15 protein-coding genes are annotated in these 18,908 nt (G+C 66.4%); 8 read left to right on the top strand and 7 right to left on the bottom strand.

All coding sequences use genetic code 11. The annotated features are described in order from the left end of the window. Positions 1–112 precede the first annotated feature (112 nt). Positions 113–625 (bottom strand): GNAT family N-acetyltransferase, encoded by a 513-nt coding sequence (locus tag ACQR10_RS21295; RefSeq protein ID WP_315802767.1) that lies wholly within the window; start codon positions 623–625, stop codon positions 113–115. 250 nt (positions 626–875) lie between these two features. On the opposite strand from ACQR10_RS21295, the gene ACQR10_RS21290 reads away from it, so the two are divergent. The 4 genes from ACQR10_RS21290 to qhpR all read left to right on the top strand — a co-directional run bounded on the left by ACQR10_RS21290 (position 876) and on the right by qhpR (position 5,664). Further along, positions 876–2,276, top strand: a complete 1,401-nt coding sequence (locus ACQR10_RS21290; RefSeq protein ID WP_316217336.1) for an ethanolamine ammonia-lyase subunit EutB — start codon at positions 876–878, stop codon at positions 2,274–2,276. Next, positions 2,273–3,055, top strand: coding sequence for an ethanolamine ammonia-lyase subunit EutC (gene eutC, locus ACQR10_RS21285; protein WP_315802765.1), 783 nt, complete (start codon positions 2,273–2,275; stop codon positions 3,053–3,055). The genes ACQR10_RS21290 and eutC overlap by 4 nt, the downstream gene beginning before the upstream one ends. Beyond that, a complete protein-coding gene (gene eat / locus ACQR10_RS21280) occupies positions 3,048–4,454 on the top strand; it encodes an ethanolamine permease (protein WP_315802764.1) in 1,407 nt (468 codons plus the stop codon). Before eutC ends, eat begins: the two co-directional genes overlap by 8 nt. 148 nt (positions 4,455–4,602) lie before the next feature. Then, positions 4,603–5,664: an AraC-like transcriptional regulator QhpR gene (gene qhpR / locus ACQR10_RS21275; protein ID WP_316217337.1), complete on the top strand. Its 1,062-nt coding sequence runs from the start codon at positions 4,603–4,605 to the stop codon at positions 5,662–5,664. A gap of 16 nt (positions 5,665–5,680) precedes the next feature. Here the strand turns inward: qhpR and ACQR10_RS21270 are convergent, their stop codons facing one another. The 3 genes from ACQR10_RS21270 to ACQR10_RS21260 all read right to left on the bottom strand — a co-directional run bounded on the left by ACQR10_RS21270 (position 5,681) and on the right by ACQR10_RS21260 (position 8,436). After that, positions 5,681–6,853: a M20 aminoacylase family protein gene (locus ACQR10_RS21270; protein WP_315802762.1), complete on the bottom strand. Its 1,173-nt coding sequence runs from the start codon at positions 6,851–6,853 to the stop codon at positions 5,681–5,683. Positions 6,854–6,931: 78 nt separating this feature from the next. Further along, the gene (locus ACQR10_RS21265; protein WP_316217338.1) at positions 6,932–7,864 is read right to left on the bottom strand and encodes a glycosyltransferase family 2 protein; all 933 of its coding nucleotides are present in this window, start codon (positions 7,862–7,864) and stop codon (positions 6,932–6,934) included. 50 nt (positions 7,865–7,914) lie between these two features. Further along, the gene (locus tag ACQR10_RS21260; RefSeq protein WP_316217339.1) at positions 7,915–8,436 is read right to left on the bottom strand and encodes an NUDIX domain-containing protein; all 522 of its coding nucleotides are present in this window, start codon (positions 8,434–8,436) and stop codon (positions 7,915–7,917) included. Between the two features lie 131 nt (positions 8,437–8,567). Between ACQR10_RS21260 and ACQR10_RS21255 the strand changes: the two genes are divergently transcribed. Next, positions 8,568–9,452: a metallophosphoesterase family protein gene (locus ACQR10_RS21255; protein ID WP_316217340.1), complete on the top strand. Its 885-nt coding sequence runs from the start codon at positions 8,568–8,570 to the stop codon at positions 9,450–9,452. Positions 9,453–9,467: 15 nt separating this feature from the next. On the opposite strand, the gene ACQR10_RS21250 is transcribed toward ACQR10_RS21255, so the two are convergent. Together ACQR10_RS21250 and ACQR10_RS21245 are read right to left on the bottom strand one after the other, a co-directional pair. After that, the gene (locus ACQR10_RS21250; RefSeq protein ID WP_316217341.1) at positions 9,468–10,016 is read right to left on the bottom strand and encodes a hypothetical protein; all 549 of its coding nucleotides are present in this window, start codon (positions 10,014–10,016) and stop codon (positions 9,468–9,470) included. Positions 10,017–10,249: 233 nt separating this feature from the next. Continuing rightward, positions 10,250–10,456 carry a DUF4170 domain-containing protein gene (locus ACQR10_RS21245; RefSeq protein WP_006612464.1) on the bottom strand — a complete coding sequence of 69 codons (207 nt, stop codon included), beginning with the start codon at positions 10,454–10,456 and terminating at the stop codon, positions 10,250–10,252. A 195-nt stretch (positions 10,457–10,651) separates the two neighbouring features. Here ACQR10_RS21245 and ACQR10_RS21240 point away from each other — a divergent pair, with 195 nt between their 5' ends. Further along, positions 10,652–12,097 (top strand): helix-turn-helix domain-containing protein, encoded by a 1,446-nt coding sequence (locus ACQR10_RS21240; protein ID WP_315802757.1) that lies wholly within the window; start codon positions 10,652–10,654, stop codon positions 12,095–12,097. An 815-nt stretch (positions 12,098–12,912) separates the two neighbouring features. Here the strand turns inward: ACQR10_RS21240 and arsA are convergent. After that, the gene (gene arsA, locus ACQR10_RS21235) at positions 12,913–14,682 is read right to left on the bottom strand and encodes an arsenical pump-driving ATPase (protein WP_316217342.1); all 1,770 of its coding nucleotides are present in this window, start codon (positions 14,680–14,682) and stop codon (positions 12,913–12,915) included. A 591-nt stretch (positions 14,683–15,273) separates the two neighbouring features. Between arsA and ACQR10_RS21230 the strand changes: the two genes are divergently transcribed. Then, complete coding sequence (locus ACQR10_RS21230; protein ID WP_315802755.1) at positions 15,274–16,779, top strand: glucan biosynthesis protein G; 1,506 nt, start codon at positions 15,274–15,276, stop codon at positions 16,777–16,779. Beyond that, complete coding sequence (mdoH, locus tag ACQR10_RS21225; protein ID WP_316217343.1) at positions 16,767–18,905, top strand: glucans biosynthesis glucosyltransferase MdoH; 2,139 nt, start codon at positions 16,767–16,769, stop codon at positions 18,903–18,905. Before ACQR10_RS21230 ends, mdoH begins: the two co-directional genes overlap by 13 nt. The last annotated feature ends 3 nt before the right edge of the window (positions 18,906–18,908 follow it).

Below are 18,908 nucleotides of genomic sequence, written 5' to 3'. Positions count from 1 at the left end.
AGGAAAGCAACCTGCGCTCCCCGTCGTCATTGCGAGGACCGATGCGACGAAGCAATCCAGATTTCCGTCGGGAGTCTGGGTTGCGTCGCTTCGCTCGCAATGACGGAAAACGTCAGCGCGCGTAATCCCAATCGGGCCGGATCGCGCCCTCGACGCCCTCGAACGCGCCCTCGATCAGCTCGTTCACCAGCAGCCGGTTGTAGTCCACCGGTCCCGGCATGATCGCCCTGCCCTTCGGCACCGGCTTGAAGCCGACGCGCGTGTAGTAGGCCGCGTCCCCCACCAGCAGTATCAAGCGGTGGCCCTGCGCCCGCGCGTCCGCGACCGAACGCTCCATCAGCATGCGGCCGATGCCGTGCTTGCGGAACGGCGGCTCGACCGTCAGCGGCCCGAGCATCAGCGCCTTGGTGTCGCCGACGCAGATCGGCAGTTGCCGCACCGAGCCGACCAGCAAAGTGCCGATATGGGCGGTGAACGACAATGCGAGCAGATGATCGACATGCTCGCGTAAGCGGTAGGCGCTCAGCACGAAGCGGCCGGGGCCGAAGGTGCGCTCATGCAGCCGCTCGATCGCCTGCGCGTCGCCCGGCTTTTCGGCGGAGATCGTAATGGACAGGTCACTCATGTGGGGTGGCGAGATAGCATTCTGGAGCGGCGCGGTCCATGGGCGGGCCGTCCACGTGTTGACAGCATTCGCCCGCTCCGGCGGGCACCGATGCTAATTTTCTGAGCACTCGCGCGGCGTGATCGAAGATTGTGCTAAGATGTCAAGTTTCCGGAGCTGCCCTCGCTTAACCTGTCCCAGGTCATGAGCGTTGTGGTCGCCGTCGCGGCCGCTTGGACCGCTCTGACGCAGCACGAGCAGCAGGTCGAAGATGACGGATGCGTTCAGGTCGCGCCATCGCGGCGAAACTCATGTGTTCGATGATCTCAAGACGCTGCTGGCCTGCGCCTCGCCGCGCCGGTCCGGCGATGAGCTGGCTGGCATCGCAGCCGACAGTGCCGCGCGGCGGGTTGCGGCGCGGATGGCGCTCGCCGACGTGCCGCTGCGGCGTTTCCTCGACGAGCCGCTGATTCCCTATGAGAGCGACGAGGTCACGCGCCTCATCCTCGACAGCCACGATGCCGCCGCATTCGCGCCCGTCGCATCGCTGACCGTCGGCGAATTGCGCGAATGGCTGATGTCCTGGGAGGCGGATGCCGGCCGGCTGGCCGCCCTCGCGCCGGGACTGACGCCGGAGATGGTGGCCGCGGTCTCCAAGCTCTGCGGCAATGGCGATCTCGTCGCCGTCGCCGCCAAATGCCGGGTCGTGACCCGCTTCCGCTCCACGATCGGCCTGGAGGGGCGGCTGTCGTCGCGGCTGCAGCCGAACGATCCGACCGACGATCCCCAGGCGATCGCCGCCGGCACGCTCGACGGCCTGCTGTTCGGCATGGGCGATGCCGTGATCGGCATCAATCCCGCGACCGACAATGTCGAGGCCTGCATCCGCCTGCTCACGATGCTCGATGATCTCAGGCTCAAATTCGAGGTGCCGACGCAGTCCTGCGTGCTGAGCCACGTCACGACCTCGATCCAGGCGATCGAGAAAGGCGCGCCGCTCGATCTCGTCTTCCAGTCGATCGCCGGCACCGAGGCGGCCAATGCCGGCTTCGGTGTGACCCTGAAGCTGCTGGCCGAGGCGCATGACGCAGCCTTGTCACTGAAGCGCGGCACGGTCGGCAACAACGTCATGTATTTCGAGACCGGCCAAGGCGCGGCCCTGTCCGCCGATGCGCATCACGGCCTCGATCAGCAGACCGTCGAGGCCCGCGCCTATGCCGTCGCGCGCGCCTTCTCGCCACTGCTGGTCAACACCGTCGTCGGCTTCATCGGTCCTGAATATCTCTACGACGCGAAGGAGATCATCCGCGCCGGCCTTGAGGATCATTTCTGCGCCAAGCTGCTCGGCGTGCCGATGGGCTGCGATGTCTGCTACACCAACCATGCCGAAGCCGATCAGGACGACATGGACGACCTGGCGCTGCTGCTTGCGGCGGCGAACGTCAACTTCCTGATCGCGGTGCCCGGCGCCGACGACATCATGCTCAACTATCAGAGCCTGTCGCATCACGACGTGATGCGGCTGCGGCACCTGCTCGGCCGCCGCCCGGCGCCGGAGTTCGAGGCGTGGCTGGCGCGGATGGGTCTCCTCGACCACAGCGGCCGCGTGCCGCCATTGCCGGGCAGCGCGCCTTCCGTAGCCCGGCTGATCGGCCAGGGGGCGCGGGCATGAGGGACGATCCGTTCGACCTGCTGCGCAGGATGACGCGTGCCCGCGTCGCGCTCGGCCGCGCCGGCGACGGGCTTCCGACGGCGGCGAAGCTGGAATTCCAGATGGCGCATGCGCGCGCGCGCGATGCCGTATGGGGCAAGGTCGATTTCGACGGCATCGCCGGCGCGCTCGCGCCGCGCGAGGTGATCAAGGTCGCGAGCGCAGCGCCGGACCGCGCCAGCTATCTGCGCCGGCCAGATCTTGGCCGCCGTCTCGCCACGGGCGAAGCGTCGCGGCTGCCATCAGGCCCATACGATCTCGTCTTCATCATTGCTGACGGGCTGTCGGCGGATGCGGTCGAAAGCCATGCCGCCGCTGTCGTGATCGCCACCGAGGCTCGTCTGACGGGCCTGTCCATCGGACCGATCGTGCTGGCTTCGCAGGCGCGCGTGGCGCTGGGTGACGATGTCGGTGCCGCGATGCGCGCCCGGCTCGTGGCGGTCCTGATCGGCGAGCGTCCGGGTCTGTCGGCCGCGGATTCCCTCGGTGTGTATCTGACGCTGCACCCGGCCCCGGGCCTGCGCGACAGCGCCCGCAACTGCATGTCCAACATTCACGGCCACGGGCTCTCCGCCGAGCGCGCCGCCGACAAGCTGGCCTGGCTGGTGCGCGAGGCGCTGCGGATCGGCGTCACCGGCATCGGCCTCAAGGAGGCGGCGCCGGACGCCGCGATCGCGACGACACAACCAACAACACAAATCACCCATCACAAGCCGACAGGAGCGAATGGACATGAGTGACGAGGCCAAGCCGACGCTTTCGAAGAGCCTGACCGGACTCCATCTGTGGGGCATCGCGGTCGGGCTGGTGATCTCCGGCGAATATTTCGGCTGGAGCTACGGCTGGGACAAGGCCGGCACGCTCGGCTTCCTCATCACCACGATCTTCATCGCGGTGATGTATACGACCTTCATCTTCTCCTTCACCGAGCTCACCACCGCAATCCCCCATGCCGGCGGTCCGTTTGCCTATTCCTACCGAGCCTTCGGCCCGCTCGGCGGCTTCGTCGCCGGCTTCGCGACGCTGATCGAGTTCGTGTTCGCACCGCCTGCCATCGCGCTCGCCATCGGCGCCTATCTCAACGTCCAGTTTCCGGCGCTGTCGCCCAAGACCGCCGCGCTCGGCGCATATCTGGTGTTCATGGCCCTCAACATCGCAGGCGTATCGATCGCCGCAACATTCGAGCTGTTCGTCACCGTGCTGGCGATCGCCGAGCTCCTGGTGTTCATGGGCGTCGTGTCGCCCGGCTTCTCCTTCGCCAATTTCGCCGCCAACGGCTGGGCCGGCGAGAATTCGTTCTCGCTGGCGAGCATCGGCGGCATCGTCGCCGCGATCCCGTTCGCGATCTGGTTCTTCCTGGCGATCGAAGGCGCCGCCATGGCCGCGGAAGAGACCAAGAATCCGACCAAGACGATTCCGCTCGCCTACATCGCGGGGATTCTAACGCTCGTCGTGCTCGCCTTCGGCACCATGATCATGGCCGGCGGCGTCGGCGACTGGTCGAAGCTCGCCAACATCAATGATCCGCTGCCGCAGGCGATGAAGATCGTGGTCGGCGAGAACTCCGGCTGGCTGCACATGCTGGTGTGGATCGGCCTGTTCGGACTGATCGCCTCGTTCCACGGCATCATCATGGGCTACTCGCGGCAGATCTTCGCGCTGTCGCGCGCCGGCTTCCTGCCGGCCAAGCTCGCCGCGCTGCACCCGACCTGCCGCACGCCGCATTGGGCCATCCTTGCCGGCGGCGTGATCGGCATCGCCGCGATCTACTCCGACGAGCTCATCCAGTTCGCCGGACAGACGCTGACGGCGAACATCGTGACGATGAGCGTATTCGGCGCGCTCGTGATGTACATCATGAGCATGGCCGCTCTCTTCCGCCTGCGGGCCACCGAGCCCCATCTCATCAGGCCGTTCAAGGCGCCAATCTATCCCGTGCTTCCGGCCGTGGCGCTGGTCTGTGCGACGCTCTCGCTGCTCACGATGATTTGGTTCAATCTGCAGGTGTTCGCGGCCTTCGTGGTGCTGTTCGCGGCCGGCCTGCTGCTCTATCGTCTGACCGCCGGCAAGCGCAGCATGGCGGCGAACGACAGCCTGCTCGACATCGCCTTGACCGAAGCCCGCGCCATGGCCGACTGATCCGGCCGGATCGCGACAGTCTCGATCGAGGACCCTCCGCGCCATGTGCTTGCGCGGAGGGTTCATGAATGGCCGCTCCGGCAGGCACGTGACTTGCATAACTACGAGGTGTGAAACAACGGCGCATTTCCTCAAAGGTGAGGATTTCATGGCACAGCATCCGACAGCCGAAAGCCAGCATCCGCGCGATCGGAGCCGCAACATTCTGGCCGCCGCGGCCACCGGCGTCGCTGATTTCATCGCCCAGACAGGCGGCCGTCCGGAAGCGGTGTTCGAGCGGATCGGCATCGATGCCAGCTGCCTCGGCGAGACCCGCCGCGCGCTCGACCTCGCCGACTATGTCGCGATGATGGAAGACGCCGCACAGGAGACCGGCAACGACAATTTCGGCCTTTGGTTCGGCCAACGCTACCAGCCGCGGATGCTCGGCCTGATCGGCGAGATCGCGCTGGCGGCGCCGACGCTGGGCTCGGCGATCGAGCATCTCGCGCTGTGGTTTCCCTGGCATCAGCAGGCGACCGAAACCCGCCTGACGCGCCACGACGGCTTGCTGCGGCTCGAATATCGCATTCTCGACGGCTCGATCGTCGATCGCCGGCAGGATGCCGAATTGACCATGGGCATGTTCGCGAACGTCTTCCGTGCGTGCCTGCCATCGGGCTGGGCGCCTGACATGGTGCTGTTCGAACACGCCCGGCCGGCGGCCTGGCGCGATCATGAGGCAGCCTTCGATGCCGACGTCGGCTGGTCGCAAGGCACCAATGCGCTGGTGTTTCGCGATCGCGGCCTGGACCGGGCGATGCCGGGGGCGGATCTTCCACGCCTGCAGCGGCTGACGACGGATCTTGCCGGTGTCGCCGGCTCCTGCGGCACGCCGGCGTTCCTCGATCTGGTCCGTGGCGAGATCCGGCGGCGGTTGTCGGCCGGCGCGCTTCATCTCGAGGAGGTCGCCGATGCGCTGTCGACAACGTCGTGGACGTTGCAGCGCCGGCTTGCCGAGTTCGGCGCCACCTTCTCCGACCTGGTCGAGGCGACGCGGCTCGACCTCGCCCGCCACTATCTGCGCCAAGCACATCTGCCGCTCGGCGACGTCGCCTTCCTGCTCGGCTATTCCGAAGCCTCAGCCTTCTCCCGCGCGTTCTCGCGCTGGACCGGCTGCAGCCCGCGGCATTGGCGCCAACGGTCATTGCAGGCGACGGCTCGCAGCTAAAGCCGCGCCACCGGCATCAATCTGCCGGCATCGTCTTCTCGACCAGCCGCACCCAATAGGAGGCGCCATGGCCGAGGATGTTGTCGTTGAAGCGATAGGCCGGATGGTGGCAGTCCTTGCCGTCGCCCATGCCGAGGAAGACGAAGGCGCCGGGGCGGGCCTGCAGCATGAAGGCGAAGTCCTCGGCGCCCATCAGCGGCGGCGCATTGTCGACCACCCGCTCCGCACCGACGACGTCGCGGGCGACATCGGCGGCGACCCCGGTCTCGCGCGCATGGTTCATCGTAATCGGGTAGAGCCGCGTGTATTTCGTCGTCGCCTCACCGCCATAGGTGCGGGCGATGCCGTCGGCGACCTCGGCAATACGGCGCTCCACCAGGTCCTGCACCTCGGGATCGAGCGTGCGCACGGTCCCCTTCAGTTCGACGGTCTCCGGAATGACGTTCATCGCCGTGCCGGCCTCGACGACGCAGATCGAGATGACCGCCGACTTGATCGGATCGACGTTGCGCGACACGATCGACTGCAGCGCGGTGATGATGTGCGCGGCGATCAGCACGCTGTCGACCGCCTTGTGGACCCCGGCACCGGCATGCCCGCCCTTGCCGCGGACGGTGATCTCGAGCTGGTCCGACGACGCCAGCATCGGGCCCGGCCGCAGCGCGAAGACGCCTTCGGGCACGCCCGGCGCGTTGTGCAGGCCGTAGACCTCCTGGATGCCCCAGCGGGTCATCAGCCCGTCGTCGACCATCGCCTTGCCGCCGGCGCCGCCCTCCTCGGCCGGCTGGAAGATCACGATCGCCGTGCCGTCGAAATTGCGCGTGTCCGCGAGATGCTTGGCGGCCCCCAGCAGCATCGCGGTATGGCCGTCATGGCCGCAGGCATGCATCAGGCCCGGCGTCTTCGACGCGTAGGGCACGCCCGAGGCTTCCTCGATCGGCAGCGCGTCCATGTCGGCGCGCAGGCCGATGGTGCGACCTGAGCTGGTCCGACGGCCGCGGATGACACCGACCACGCCGGTGCGTCCGATGCCGGTCACCACCTCGTCACAACCGAATTCGCGCAAGCGCTCGGCGACGATGCCGGCGGTGCGGTGCACCTCGTACATCAGCTCGGGATGTTCATGGAAATCATGGCGCCAGGCGGCCATGTCGTCGGTGAGCGCGGCGATGCTGTTCAGGATGGGCATGGAGGCGGTGTTCTCGTTCGGGACGGTGACGCCCGAACCATGACCGGAACGGCGGATGGACACAAGCTCTCGCCCGCATCAGCCCTCGATCGGGGCGTGTGACAGGTACGCGAGCAGCTTCATCTCGCGGCGGCCGCGGGTGACGGTGTCGAGCACGAGGCCCGAGGAGGCCGACAGCAGCGCCATGATCATCAGGCCCATCGACAGCACGGCGGTCGGCAGCCGCGGCACCAGCCCGGTCTCGATATAGGTGACGAAGATGGGAATCGCGAAGCCGATCGAGACCAGCGCGAGGAAGATGCCGATAGCGCTGAAGAAGCGCAGCGGCTTCTCCGAGCGATACAGCTTCAGGATCGTGCCGAGGATGCGGAAGCCGTCGCGCCAGGTGTTGAGCTTGGAGACGGAGCCTTCGGGCCGCGCGTAGTATGGCGTCGCGAGCTCGGCGACCGGCAGCGCCAGCTCCAGCGCATGCACGGTCAGCTCGGTCTCGATCTCGAAGCCGTCGGAGAGGACGGGGAAGGATTTGACGAAGCGGCGCGAGAACACGCGGTAGCCGGACAGGATGTCCTTGAAGGCCTGGCCGAACACCTCGGCGAGGAAGCTCGTCAGCATCCAGTTGCCGGTGCGATGACCCATGCGGTAGGCGGCCTGCTCCTGGTCGACGCGCAGGCCCACCACCATGTCGAGCCGCTCGCTCACGAGACGCGCGATCATGCCGGGCGCGCTCGGCGCGTCATAGGTCGCGTCACCATCGACCAGCACGTAGATGTCGGCGTCGATATCGGCGAACATGCGCCGGACGACGTGGCCCTTGCCCTGCCGCCGCTCGCTGCGCACCTCGGCGCCGGCCGCGCGCGCGACCTCGATGGTGCGGTCCTTGGAATTGTTGTCATAGACGTAGACGGTGGCCGTCGGCAGCGCCTGCTTGAAATCGCGGACCACGGTGGCGACCGCGGCCTCCTCATTGTAGCAGGGCACCAGCACGGCGATCCGCATCGAAGCTGAACTCATCGACCCCTCTCCCCCAGGGACGGGAGACTGCCCTCATTCGGTGCAGAAATTCATAATGATCCGGCGACAACGCGCTGTTCCGGCCGCCAGGTGGGAATGACCTTAACGCCGTCCAGCACCTCCCGCAGGCGGGATTGCGTGCCGAGCGTGGTTCCCTCCGGCAGCGCGTCGCGTGCGAAGAAGCCGGTCTCCACGATTTCGAGGTTCGGCTCCGGCGGCCGGTCCTGCGTGAACCTTTTGATAACGAAGACGGCGACGTGGTCGCGCGGCGAGACGTGGCTGTTGAGGAAGATGCCGTGCAGCTCCGGCTCGCCTTCGAGCGCGATCCGGCCCTCCTCGAACAGCTCCCGCGTCAGCGCCTCGATGAACGTCTCGCCGACCTCGACGCCGCCGCCCGGCAGGTGCCAGCCCGAGACATAGCCATGCCGGACCAGGAACACGCGGTTCTCGGCATCCAGCACCACGCCGCGGACGCCCAGCGTCATGCCGCGCGCGAAGCGCCAATAGAGGTGGAAGCCGCGCCGGAGCACCGGCTCGAACCGGATCCGCAGCCGGCTCAGATGTGTCGTCATCGCTGTCGTCGTCCTGGTTGTTCTTGCGCTCGCAGGCGGGGCTTGTCATGAGAGCCGGGGCATCACGAGGGATAGCACGAGATGACATCTGCTGGGCGCGCCTGCATCCGCCATCGGCACCGAGGGGCGTAATGGCTGCCTTCACCCTCGCCCACCTGTCCGACCCGCACCTCGCTCCCCAGCACAAGCCGCGCCTGTCGGAGCTCGCCGGCAAGCGCGCACTCGGCTATCTCAACTGGACGCGCAATCGCTACAAATATCACCGCCGCGACATCCTCGATCTGCTCATCTCCGATCTGCATGCGCAGATGCCGGACCAGATCGCCGTCACCGGCGATCTGGTCAATTTCGCCCTCGAATCCGAATTCCCGCTCGCCCAGGCCTGGCTGCGGACGGTGGGGCCGCCGGACAAGGTCACCGCGATTCCCGGCAATCACGACGCCTATGTGCGCTCGACGCGGCTGCGCTTCGCCGAGAGCTTTGCCGACTATTTCGGCGGCGATGCCGAGGGACCGGCTACGTTCCCGTCGCTGCGCCGGCGCGGGCCGCTCGCGTTGATCAGCCTGTCCTCGGCCGTGCCGTCGGCGCCGTTCATGGCGACGGGACGGCTCGGCAGCGCACAGCTCGCCGCGCTGGAGCAGATGCTCGAATCGCTGGCCCACGAGCAGCTGTTCCGCGTGCTGCTGGTGCATCATCCGCTGCGCTCGGCCCACCGGATGAAGCGGCTGACCGACGCCGGCAAGCTGATCGCGCTGCTCGCGCGCCACGGCGTCGAGCTGATCCTGCACGGCCACGACCACGTGCATTCGACGATCTGGATCGACGGACCGGAGCGCAAGATCCCGGTCGTCGGCGTGCCCTCGGCGTCGTCGATGGCGCATGGCCACTATCCCGCCGCGGCCTACAACATGTTCGCCATCAGCAGCGACGGCAATCACTGGCGCTGCGACATGAGGGTGCGGGCGGTCAACGAGGCGCTGCGGGTGCGCGAGATCCGCGAGGTCCGCCTGCTTTGAGGCGCGGCCACGCCGTCAGATCTGCTGTAGGCTCGCATAGAATGCGACGCCGAACAGCGACAGCGCGCCGAGCACGAAGCCGAGCACGAACGGCCAGACCCCGCCGCGCCGCCGCGGCGCCTCGGCGCTCGTCTTCGTCTGAGCCCTTGCGACGCTGAAGGCGCGCTCGCGCTCGACCATGCGGCGCGCGACGTAATCGGTGACGGCCTTCACGATCGCCGCGATGTCGTGCGACTCGGCGAGCACGACGCGGCCGTTTCGGGTGTCCTGCACGAAGCGATACTGCCGCTTGTCACGCCCCATCACGACGTGGGCGACGACGTCGATCCACAGCCGCGGCGTCTCGCCCTGGCTGATGCCGCGATCGAACAGATCGAGCTGGCTCGGGATCTCCGCGAACAGCGGGTCCAGCGCGTCGTTGAGAATTTCGAGCCGCGCCACCTCTGCGTCGCGCAGATCAACCACCACGCCCGTTCGGTCTGCGGCCTCGATCCGGGCCTGGCGCAGCGCCTCGCGCAGGCGCACGGGGCGGGCTTCAGTGCTGCTGTCGGCGGCCTCGGACATCGGTCACGCTTTCACGGTTCGGCCCTGGTTTCGCCAGGTTCCCACCGTGTTAACGTAGCAGTAACCCAGTATTCTGCAATCCCCTTTCATCTTCAATGGGTTATAAGCACGCTGGCGTAACCACGAAACGGACGTGGGCGGCCTCCTCCGGCATGACCCGGCTGAGACCGCCCCGTCCTTGGGCTCTTTCCTCGAGCTTATTCAAATACCCGGCAATGCATTCCTTCCGGCGATCAGGCCGCCGGCGCGCGCTGCGGCTCCTCGACGATCGAGAAGCGGACGCCGGCCTTGTGGCGGTTCTCCTCGGACACCTCGCGCCAGCAGTCCTCGGCCTCCTTGCGCGACTTGAACGGCCCCTTCACCTGGGCCGAGCCTTCCACCAGCTTGTGGAAATTCATCGAGCCGAACTCGCCGCCGATCACCCAGAAATTGCTGGTCATGAGACCCTCCTTCAACCGTCACAACTTTGACAGTGCATTGCGAATTGCGTGACAGGAGATAAACGCGAAACTGGCAGCTTCGTATAGAGGCCTTGTTTTCGAATGGTGATGTCATGTAACATCATCACTTGTCATAAATGTCATTTTGTCAATTTTGTCACAATCCGAGGGCCGGTCGGCCATGAGGGGATCGCGATGCCCGGTGAGTCCGGAAAGAAGCTGTTCGTCGGGCCCCGCTTCCGGCGCATCCGCCAGCAGCTCGGGCTGTCCCAGACCCAGCTCGCCGAGGGCCTCGGCATCTCGCCGAGCTATGTCAACCTGATCGAGCGCAACCAGCGCCCGGTCTCGGCCCAGATCCTGCTGCGGCTGGCCGAGGCCTATGATCTCGATCTGCGCGATCTCGCCACCGCGGACGAGGACCGCTTCTTCGCCGAGCTCAACGAGATCTTCTCCGATCCGCTGTTCCGGCAGATCGAGCTGCCCAAGCAGGAGCTGCGCGACCTTGCCGAGCTCTGCCCCGGCGTCACCCATGCGCTGCAGCGGCTGTACGCAGCCTACGCCGAGGCCCGGCGCGGCGAGACCCTGGTGGCGGCGCAGATGGCCGACCGCAACGACGGCGCCCGCTTCGAAGCCAACCCGATCGAGCGGGTGCGCGACCTGATCGAGGCCAACCGCAATTATTTCGCCGAGCTCGAGCAGCAGGCCGAAGCCTTGCGCGACGCGCTCGACGTCCCGGCCGAAGGACTCTATGCCGCGCTCGCCGCGCGGCTGCGCGAAAAACATTCGGTGCAGACCCGTGTGATGCCGGTCGACGTCATGCGCGAGACCTTGCGCCGCTACGACCGCCATCGGCGTCAGCTGCTGATCTCCGAGCTGGTCGACGGGCCCGGCCGCACCTTCCAGCTCGCAGTCCAACTCGGCATGGCCGAATGCCTCCCACAGTTCGAGATCATCATCGGCCGCGCCGGCGCGCTCGACGACACCTCGCGCCGGCTCTACCGCATGACACTCGCGAGCTATTTCGCCGCCGCCGTGATGATGCCCTACGCACCGTTCCTCACTGCTGCCGAGGCGCTCAGCTACGACATCAACGTGCTGGCGCAGCGCTTCAACACCGGCTTCGAGCAGGTCTGTCACCGCCTCACCACGCTGTCGCGCCCGAACGCGCGCGGCATTCCGTTCTTCATGCTGCGCGTCGACAATGCCGGCAACGTCTCCAAGCGCTTCTCGTCGGGCACCTTCCCGTTCTCCAAGTTCGGCGGCACCTGCCCGCTGTGGAACGTGCACTCGACCTTCGACACGCCGGACCGGCTGCTGAAGCAGATCATCGAGCTGCCCGACGGCTCGCGCTATTTCTCGATTGCCCAGATGGTCCGCCGGCCGGTGGCGCCGCATCCGCTGCCGCAGCCACGCTTCGCGATCGGCCTGGGCTGCGAGATCCGCCACGCGTCGCGCCTCGTCTACGCCGCCGGCATGGATCTCGAGACGGCCGAGGGCACCCCGATCGGGGTCAACTGCCGTCTCTGCGAGCGCGAGAACTGCGCCCAGCGCGCCGAGCCGCCGATCACGCGGACGCTGATTTTGGATGAGACCACCCGGCGCGTCAGCTCGTTCGCGTTCAGCAATGCGAGGGAGTTGTGAGGGCTCCACTCTCGCCTCCGTCATTCCGGGGGCGGAGTGTGTAGCCCCGCTCTCGCAATGACACTGAAAAAACAACGCACGGACGCGAGCACACGTCACGCGGAGACACGTGAAGCTCGGATATCCGGTGCGGAGAGACATGCAGTCACCTCCTCGCGGCGCATCTGCGCCCGAGCTTTTCTGTTAGTTTGCCCACTTTGAACACAGAGGGCGCAGGGAAGACCGGGAGCTCGCCGCCCCCATGGCCCCCGTGCGGAAAAAATGCACGGGGCAGGAACCACAGGTTCGGCTGGGACATCCCGGCCTTCCCCGCGCGATGGCTTTACGGCTTACTCCGTGCTCTCCCCAGGGACCGGCTGTCTTGCCCCTGTCATCAGCGCCATCGCAGGCGCAAACTTGATCTCAGCACCGGGAGATCAGGACCACACGGCTTGACCGTGCGCATCGAACCGTTCGTCGGCACGATCGCTCGCGCTGCAGTTCGATACGCCCATCGCATCCCGCACCCAACGCTCGTGACGACCGCGAAACGCCCCTCAGATCGAGGCGGGACAAGCGGAGTGAACATCAAATTCTGAAAAATGGAAACAGCAATATTTTTGCCGATAGGACTGGACACGAGTGATCCAGCTGAACTCGCTGACGAAATCAGTCCATCGGCGCACACGGAATTGACAGCTCGACAGGCCATGAGCCGGTAGCGCGCGCCGCAAATCCAACAAATATGCGCGGCCGATTTGCCCGACGGGCGGGCGGGGGTCGCGTAACAAGAGACGCGAGGGGAGGAGACCAGATCGCGCTGGAGCTGAACGTGATCAAGAACTCGGTATCGATAAGGCCTCCAGCTCCTCGATGCCGACAGGAGGCCTGCTTCGCCACCCCATGATGAACGCGCGCTTGGCCAGGCCGTCCTGAACACGAGCGATCTGCCTCCGCTCTCCGGCAATCCGCGCTCGCAGGAGGGGATCGCGAGTTCCGGAAGCGGCGAGGCATTTGTTGATCACCCAACCGAACGGCTCGATGCCGGCGCGCCGCAGGTCCTCCTGGAGAGCGGCGGCCTCCGAAACGGGCGTCGTTTCCGGCAGGGTCACCAGGATGATCTGCGTGTAGGTGGAATCCTGCAACCGCATCAGCGGCGTGATCACCCGGCCGGCCCCGCCCGGCTCCAATTGGCTCGTCAGCTGGCGATGATAGGCCCCGGTCGCATCGAGCAGGAGCAGGGTATGACCGGTGGGCGCCGTATCCAGCACCACAAAGGCGCTCCGGGCCTCCGCGACCACGTGGGAGAAGGCATGGAAAACGGCGACCTCCTCCGTGCAGGGCGAAGCCAAGTCCTCAAGCAGGAGCGCCTTGCCCTGCTCATCCAGGTCGCGGCCGCGGCTCGCCAGTATTTTCGCGACATAGCGCTCCGTCTCGCGCCGAGGATCGATCCGGTCCACCGTCAGCCCTGGGATCGCGGCGTCAACGACATCCATGACGTGGGCCGCTGGATCGGTCGTGCTGAGGTGGACGGCATGCCCGCGCCTCGCGAGGCCGACAGCGATGGCAGCCGCAATCGTCGTCTTCCCGACGCCGCCCTTACCCATGACCATGATGAGGCCGCGATTGCGGTGAGCGATGTCATCGACCAAGCGGTCGAGTCCACGCACGTCAACCGGCACTCCAACTTGTTCGCCAGTCGACGTCTCAAGCCGTGGACCGGACGACGACAACACTGCCCTGAGCGCCGCGAGACCCACAATGTCGAACCCAACCAATGGGATTTCATCCCGCGGCAGCTTACGCAGCGAGTCCGGCATCGAGGCGAGAGCCTCATCCTGATCCCGCTCGAGTGAACTCGCGACCGCGTCAGTAGGGTCAGTGGCGTGAAAGCGTCCGTTCACGGCGAGCGTCTGATTGGTGAGATTGAGCGCATCAAGTTCGCTCGACGTTCGCGCCGCCTCCCGGATTGCGCTCCGGTCGGCGCGGGTCACCAGGACCACGGTCGTCCGCCTCGGATCGCTCAGCGCCTGAAGCGCTTGTCGAAAACGATCCTCCTGCATCTTCAAACCCGAATGCGGGCCGAGGCACGATGCTCCGCGGTCGTTATCCTTCAGGAAACCGGTCCAAGCCTTCGGCAGGCTCAGAAGCCGCAAGGTGTGGCCGGTCGGGGCCGTATCGAAGATGATATGGTCGTAACCCGCTCTGTCCCCGTCCAGCAATCCGACGAACTCGTCGAATGCGGCAATCTCGGTGGTGCATGCGCCGGAAAGCTGCTCGCGTATGGTCGATCTCTCCTGATCCGTCACCGTGGTCTCGAGCTGTTCGAGCACGCGAGATCGGTAGCTCTCGGCTGCGGCCTCAGGGTCGATATTCATCGCGAAGAGCCCTGTCGCGTTCGGCACCGGCACCGGGCTGTCAGTTAGTTCAACTTCCAACATCTCGTCGAGGTTCGACGCAGGATCGGTGCTGACCAGAAGGACACGCAATCCACGGTCCGCGAGACTGATGGCGGTCGCACAAGCGAGCGACGTCTTGCCCACACCGCCCTTGCCAGTGAAAAAGAGAAAGGGCGTCGGAGCGTTCAGCGCGCGCAATCGAAGCATTCAAATCCCTTCCAAGTGATCGTGTGCGGCATTGCCGACCCGGGAGTCGGTAAGATTTTTCTCGCCGGCGTTCGCTCGATTCGGTGCATGAACTCGGCGCGGAGTGCTAAACCGACTTCGACGTCCTTTCGGGTCACCAATCATGGTCCCTTTTCGTGCCTTGATCGGTCGCCGCAGACCAATCGATTCGTAGAGCCCCGGCACGACTCCTTGTTGCGATGGATCAATAATCGTGTTGCAGGAGCGCACCCATCGTCGGCATTGCGGCAGCCGCCGAGTGCGAGTCAGGACGTGGAAGATCCCAGCCCTGGATGTAGCCCCGCACCTTCCGGCGTAAGACACGAGAAGCAAAATTGCTGTGGCTGACGCGAGCAGGTCGAATGCTCACGTCTCGGCTCCATGTCCGTCACGCGGGACCGTCGCTCACGCTGCGTTCAGAACGCCGCGCACATGCTCTGCACGCGCCGGACGGATCGCCGTTGGCGCATTCAGCAGGTCGGAACTCCAAAGTCGCCTCTTGTTGGCTTGCGGTGGAACCGCAGGCCTCCAGAAGGGTTGCTCCGCAGTTCCACGCAACAGAGTGAGAATAAGTTGAATCGCCGTCAGTTCATTCAATCTGCGGCTGCGATCCCGGTCGCCGCGTCCCTGGCGCGGAGCGCGTCCGCAGCGCCGCCTGCGGCTCAGCCGTTCAGTGCAGCCACCGTGCGCGACCTCGCACGCGCCCTCGCGGCCAAGCCATTCGCCGCGCCGGACGACAAGCTGCCGGACGCGCTGGCGAAGCTCGACTACGATGCCTATCGTTCGATCCGCTTCCTGCCGGACCACGCGCTGTGGCGCGGCGACGACCTGCCGTTCCAGGCGCAGTTCTTCCATCGCGGCTCGATCTACAAGGACCGGGTCGACATCTACGAGGTTGCGGACGGACAGGCCAGGCCCGTGGCCTATCGTCCCGAGGACTTCGCATTCGGCCAGCAGGTCGCGGCGTTCCCGGCGGCCGACCTCGGCTTCGCCGGCTTCCGCATCCATGCGCCGATGAACCGGCCGGACTACTATGACGAGGTCTGCGTGTTCCTCGGCGCGAGCTATTTTCGCGCGGTGGCCAAGGGTGAGATCTATGGTCTCTCCGCGCGGGGACTTTCCATCGACACCGGCGAGGCGAAGGGCGAGGAATTCCCCGTCTTCAAGGCGTTCTGGCTGGAGAAGCCGACGCCGGGCGCCACCGCGATGGTGGTGCACGCGCTGCTCGACAGCAAGAGCGCGACCGGTTCCTACCGCTTCACCATTCGTCCCGGCGAGACCACCGTGTTCGACGTCGAGGCCTCGCTGTACCCGCGCGTCGAGATCGGCCATGCCGGGCTGGCGCCGATGACCAGCATGTTCTTCTTCGGACCGAACGACCGCAACGAGGCCGACGACTTCCGACCCGCGGTGCATGATTCCGACGGGCTTGCGATGTTCAACGGCAAGGGCGAGCAGCTGTGGCGTCCCTTGAGCAATCCGCGCGACCTGCAAGTCAGCGTGTTCAACGACCTCAATCCGCGCGGCTTCGGCCTGATGCAGCGCGAGCGCAGCTATGCCGCCTATCAGGATCTGGAATCGCATTTCGAACGGCGGCCGAGCCTGTGGATCGAGCCGATCGGCGACTGGGGCGAAGGCGCCGTGGTGCTGTTCGAGATTCCGACCAAGCAGGAGATCCACGACAACATCGCCGCATTCTGGCGGCCTAAGACGCCGCTCGCCGCCAAGGGCGAACACAACATGACCTATCGCCTGCATTGGGGCCAGGACGCGCCGAAGCCGCACGCGCTGGCGCGCTTCACCCGCACCGGCGTCGGCGTTCACGGCGAAGGCCGGCTGTTCGTGCTGGAGCTCGAAGGCGACGCCCTGAAAGGGCTCGATCCGGCGCAGATCAAGGGCGTGGTGAGCGCCGACAAGGCCGAGGTGACCAACATCGTCACGCAGCCCAATCCCGAGACGGGCGGATGGCGGCTGAGCTTCCAATGCGCCGTCAATAGCGCACCGGTCGAGTTGCGCGCGGAGCTGACCGCCAACGACAAGCTCGTCTCCGAAAGCTGGATCTACCGATGGACGCCGTAGCCGCAGAGACGATGCGCGCGCCTCGTCGCGCGGAGATCAACGGCCTGCTGCCCCCAGAAGCGCCGCTCGCGATGCAGCCGTCGCCGCTCCATCATGTTCCGGCGGCGGCGCAGGCGATCACGAGCGGGCCACGCATCGCGTTCCGACGCATGCTGATCTTCGCCGGCACGGCCGCGCTGACGCTGGCCGGCTGCACCAGGATGTACGAGGTGGTCGAGGTCGGCGGCGTGACCGTGCTGGAAGGCATGGTGCTGGTGCTGTTCTCGACCCTGCTCGCCTGGATCGCCTTTGCTTTCGTGTCGGCCCTGGCCGGCTTCTGCGCGATGTTCGCGCGCCGCCGCGATACGATCGCGATCGATGTCGAAGGTCCGCTGCCCGGGCTCTCGAGCCGCACGGCGATGCTGCTGCCGACCTACAACGAGGAGCCGCACGCGGTGATGGTGCGCTTGCGCGCCATGATCGAGTCCGTGGCGGAGACCGGCCAGGCCGAGCGCTTCGACTGGTTCCTGCTCAGCGACACCACCGATCCCGACATCTGGATCGGCGAGGAGGCCGCGTTCCTGGCGCTGCGCGAGGCGTGCGGCACCGATCGCGTGTTCTACCGGCACCGCGCCGACAATGTCGCCCGCAAGGCGGGCAACATCGCCGAGTGGGTGCGGCGCTTCGGCGCGGCCTATGATCACATGATCATCCTCGACGCCGACAGCCTGATGAGCGGCGCGACCGTGGTGCGGCTGGCGCATGCGATGGAGCACGCCCCTCAGGCGGCGCTGATCCAGACCCTGCCCGTGATCGTCAACGGCACCAGCCTGTTCGCGCGATTGCAGCAATTCGCCGGCCGGCTCTACGGACCCGTCATCGCCGCCGGCAATGCCTGGTGGTACGGCGCGGAAGGCAATTACTGGGGCCACAACGCCATCATCCGCATCGCCGCCTTCGCGCAGGACGCGGCCCTGCCGGAGTTGCGCGGGCGAAAACCATTCGGCGGGCATATTCTCAGCCACGACTTCATCGAGGCCGCGCTGATGCGCCGCGCCGGCTGGGGAATCTACATGACGGTCGACCTCGACGGCAGCTACGAGGAAGTGCCGCCATCGCTGATCGATCACGCCGCGCGCGACCGGCGCTGGTGCCAGGGCAATCTGCAGCATCTGGCGGTGCTGCCGGCGCGCGGCCTGCACTGGGTGTCGCGGCTGCACCTGTTGATCGGCATCGGCGCCTACATCACCGCGCCGCTCTGGTTCACGTTCCTCGTGCTCGGCATCCTGATTTCGCTGCAGGCCAATTTCGTCCGTCCGGAATATTTCCCGAAAGGCTTTGCGCTGTTCCCGAGCTGGCCGGCGCAGGATCCGGTGCTCGCCGCCCAGGTCTTTGCCGCGACCCTCGGGCTCTTGATGGTGCCGAAGCTGCTCGCCTGCCTCGCGGCCCTGTTCACGCCGGCGCGGCGCCGCGGCTTCGGCGGCGGGCTGCGCCTCTGCGTCGCGGTGTTGGCTGAGACCGTGCTGGCGGCGCTGATCGCGCCATCGATGATGATCTTCCAGTCGGTCGCCGTGATCGAGATCCTGCTCGGGCGCGACGCCGGGTGGCAGGTGCAGCGCCGCAGCGACGGCGGCGTGAGCCGGCAGGAGATCTATCGCAAGTTCGCGCTGCCCACCCTGTGCGGCCTCGCCATGGCTGCCAGCGCCTATGCGGTGTCGCTGCCTCTGCTCGCCTGGATGTCGCCGGTCATCGCCGGCCTCGTGCTGTCGATTCCGATCGGCCTTCTGACGGGCGGCCGCGGCACCGGGGCCGGACTGTTCGTGACGCCCGAGGACCGGACGCCGCCGCGCGTGCTGATCCGCGCCCGGGAGCTTGCCGGTGAGCCCGAGCCTCGCCGCGAGGCCGCGCTGGTCGCGCTGCAGCGGAATGCCGAGCTGCGGCGACAGCATGTCGATGCCCTGCCCGCGCCACGGCGCCGCGAGCCGGGTGACATCGATGTCGAGCTGACGACGGCGAAGGCCAGGATTGCCGACGCGGCCTGCTTCAGGGACGCAATCGACTTCCTCTCCCGCCGCGAAACGCTCGCCGTGCTCAACGATCGCACCACGCTCGAGCGGCTCGTCAAGCTGCCGGCCGCCGAGGCCTGAGAA

Origin of the sequence: Bradyrhizobium sp. HKCCYLRH2060 (assembly GCF_051168135.1) — a bacterium.
Lineage (GTDB): Bacteria > Pseudomonadota > Alphaproteobacteria > Rhizobiales > Xanthobacteraceae > Bradyrhizobium.
This window is presented reverse-complemented; position numbering and strand designations above follow the sequence as displayed.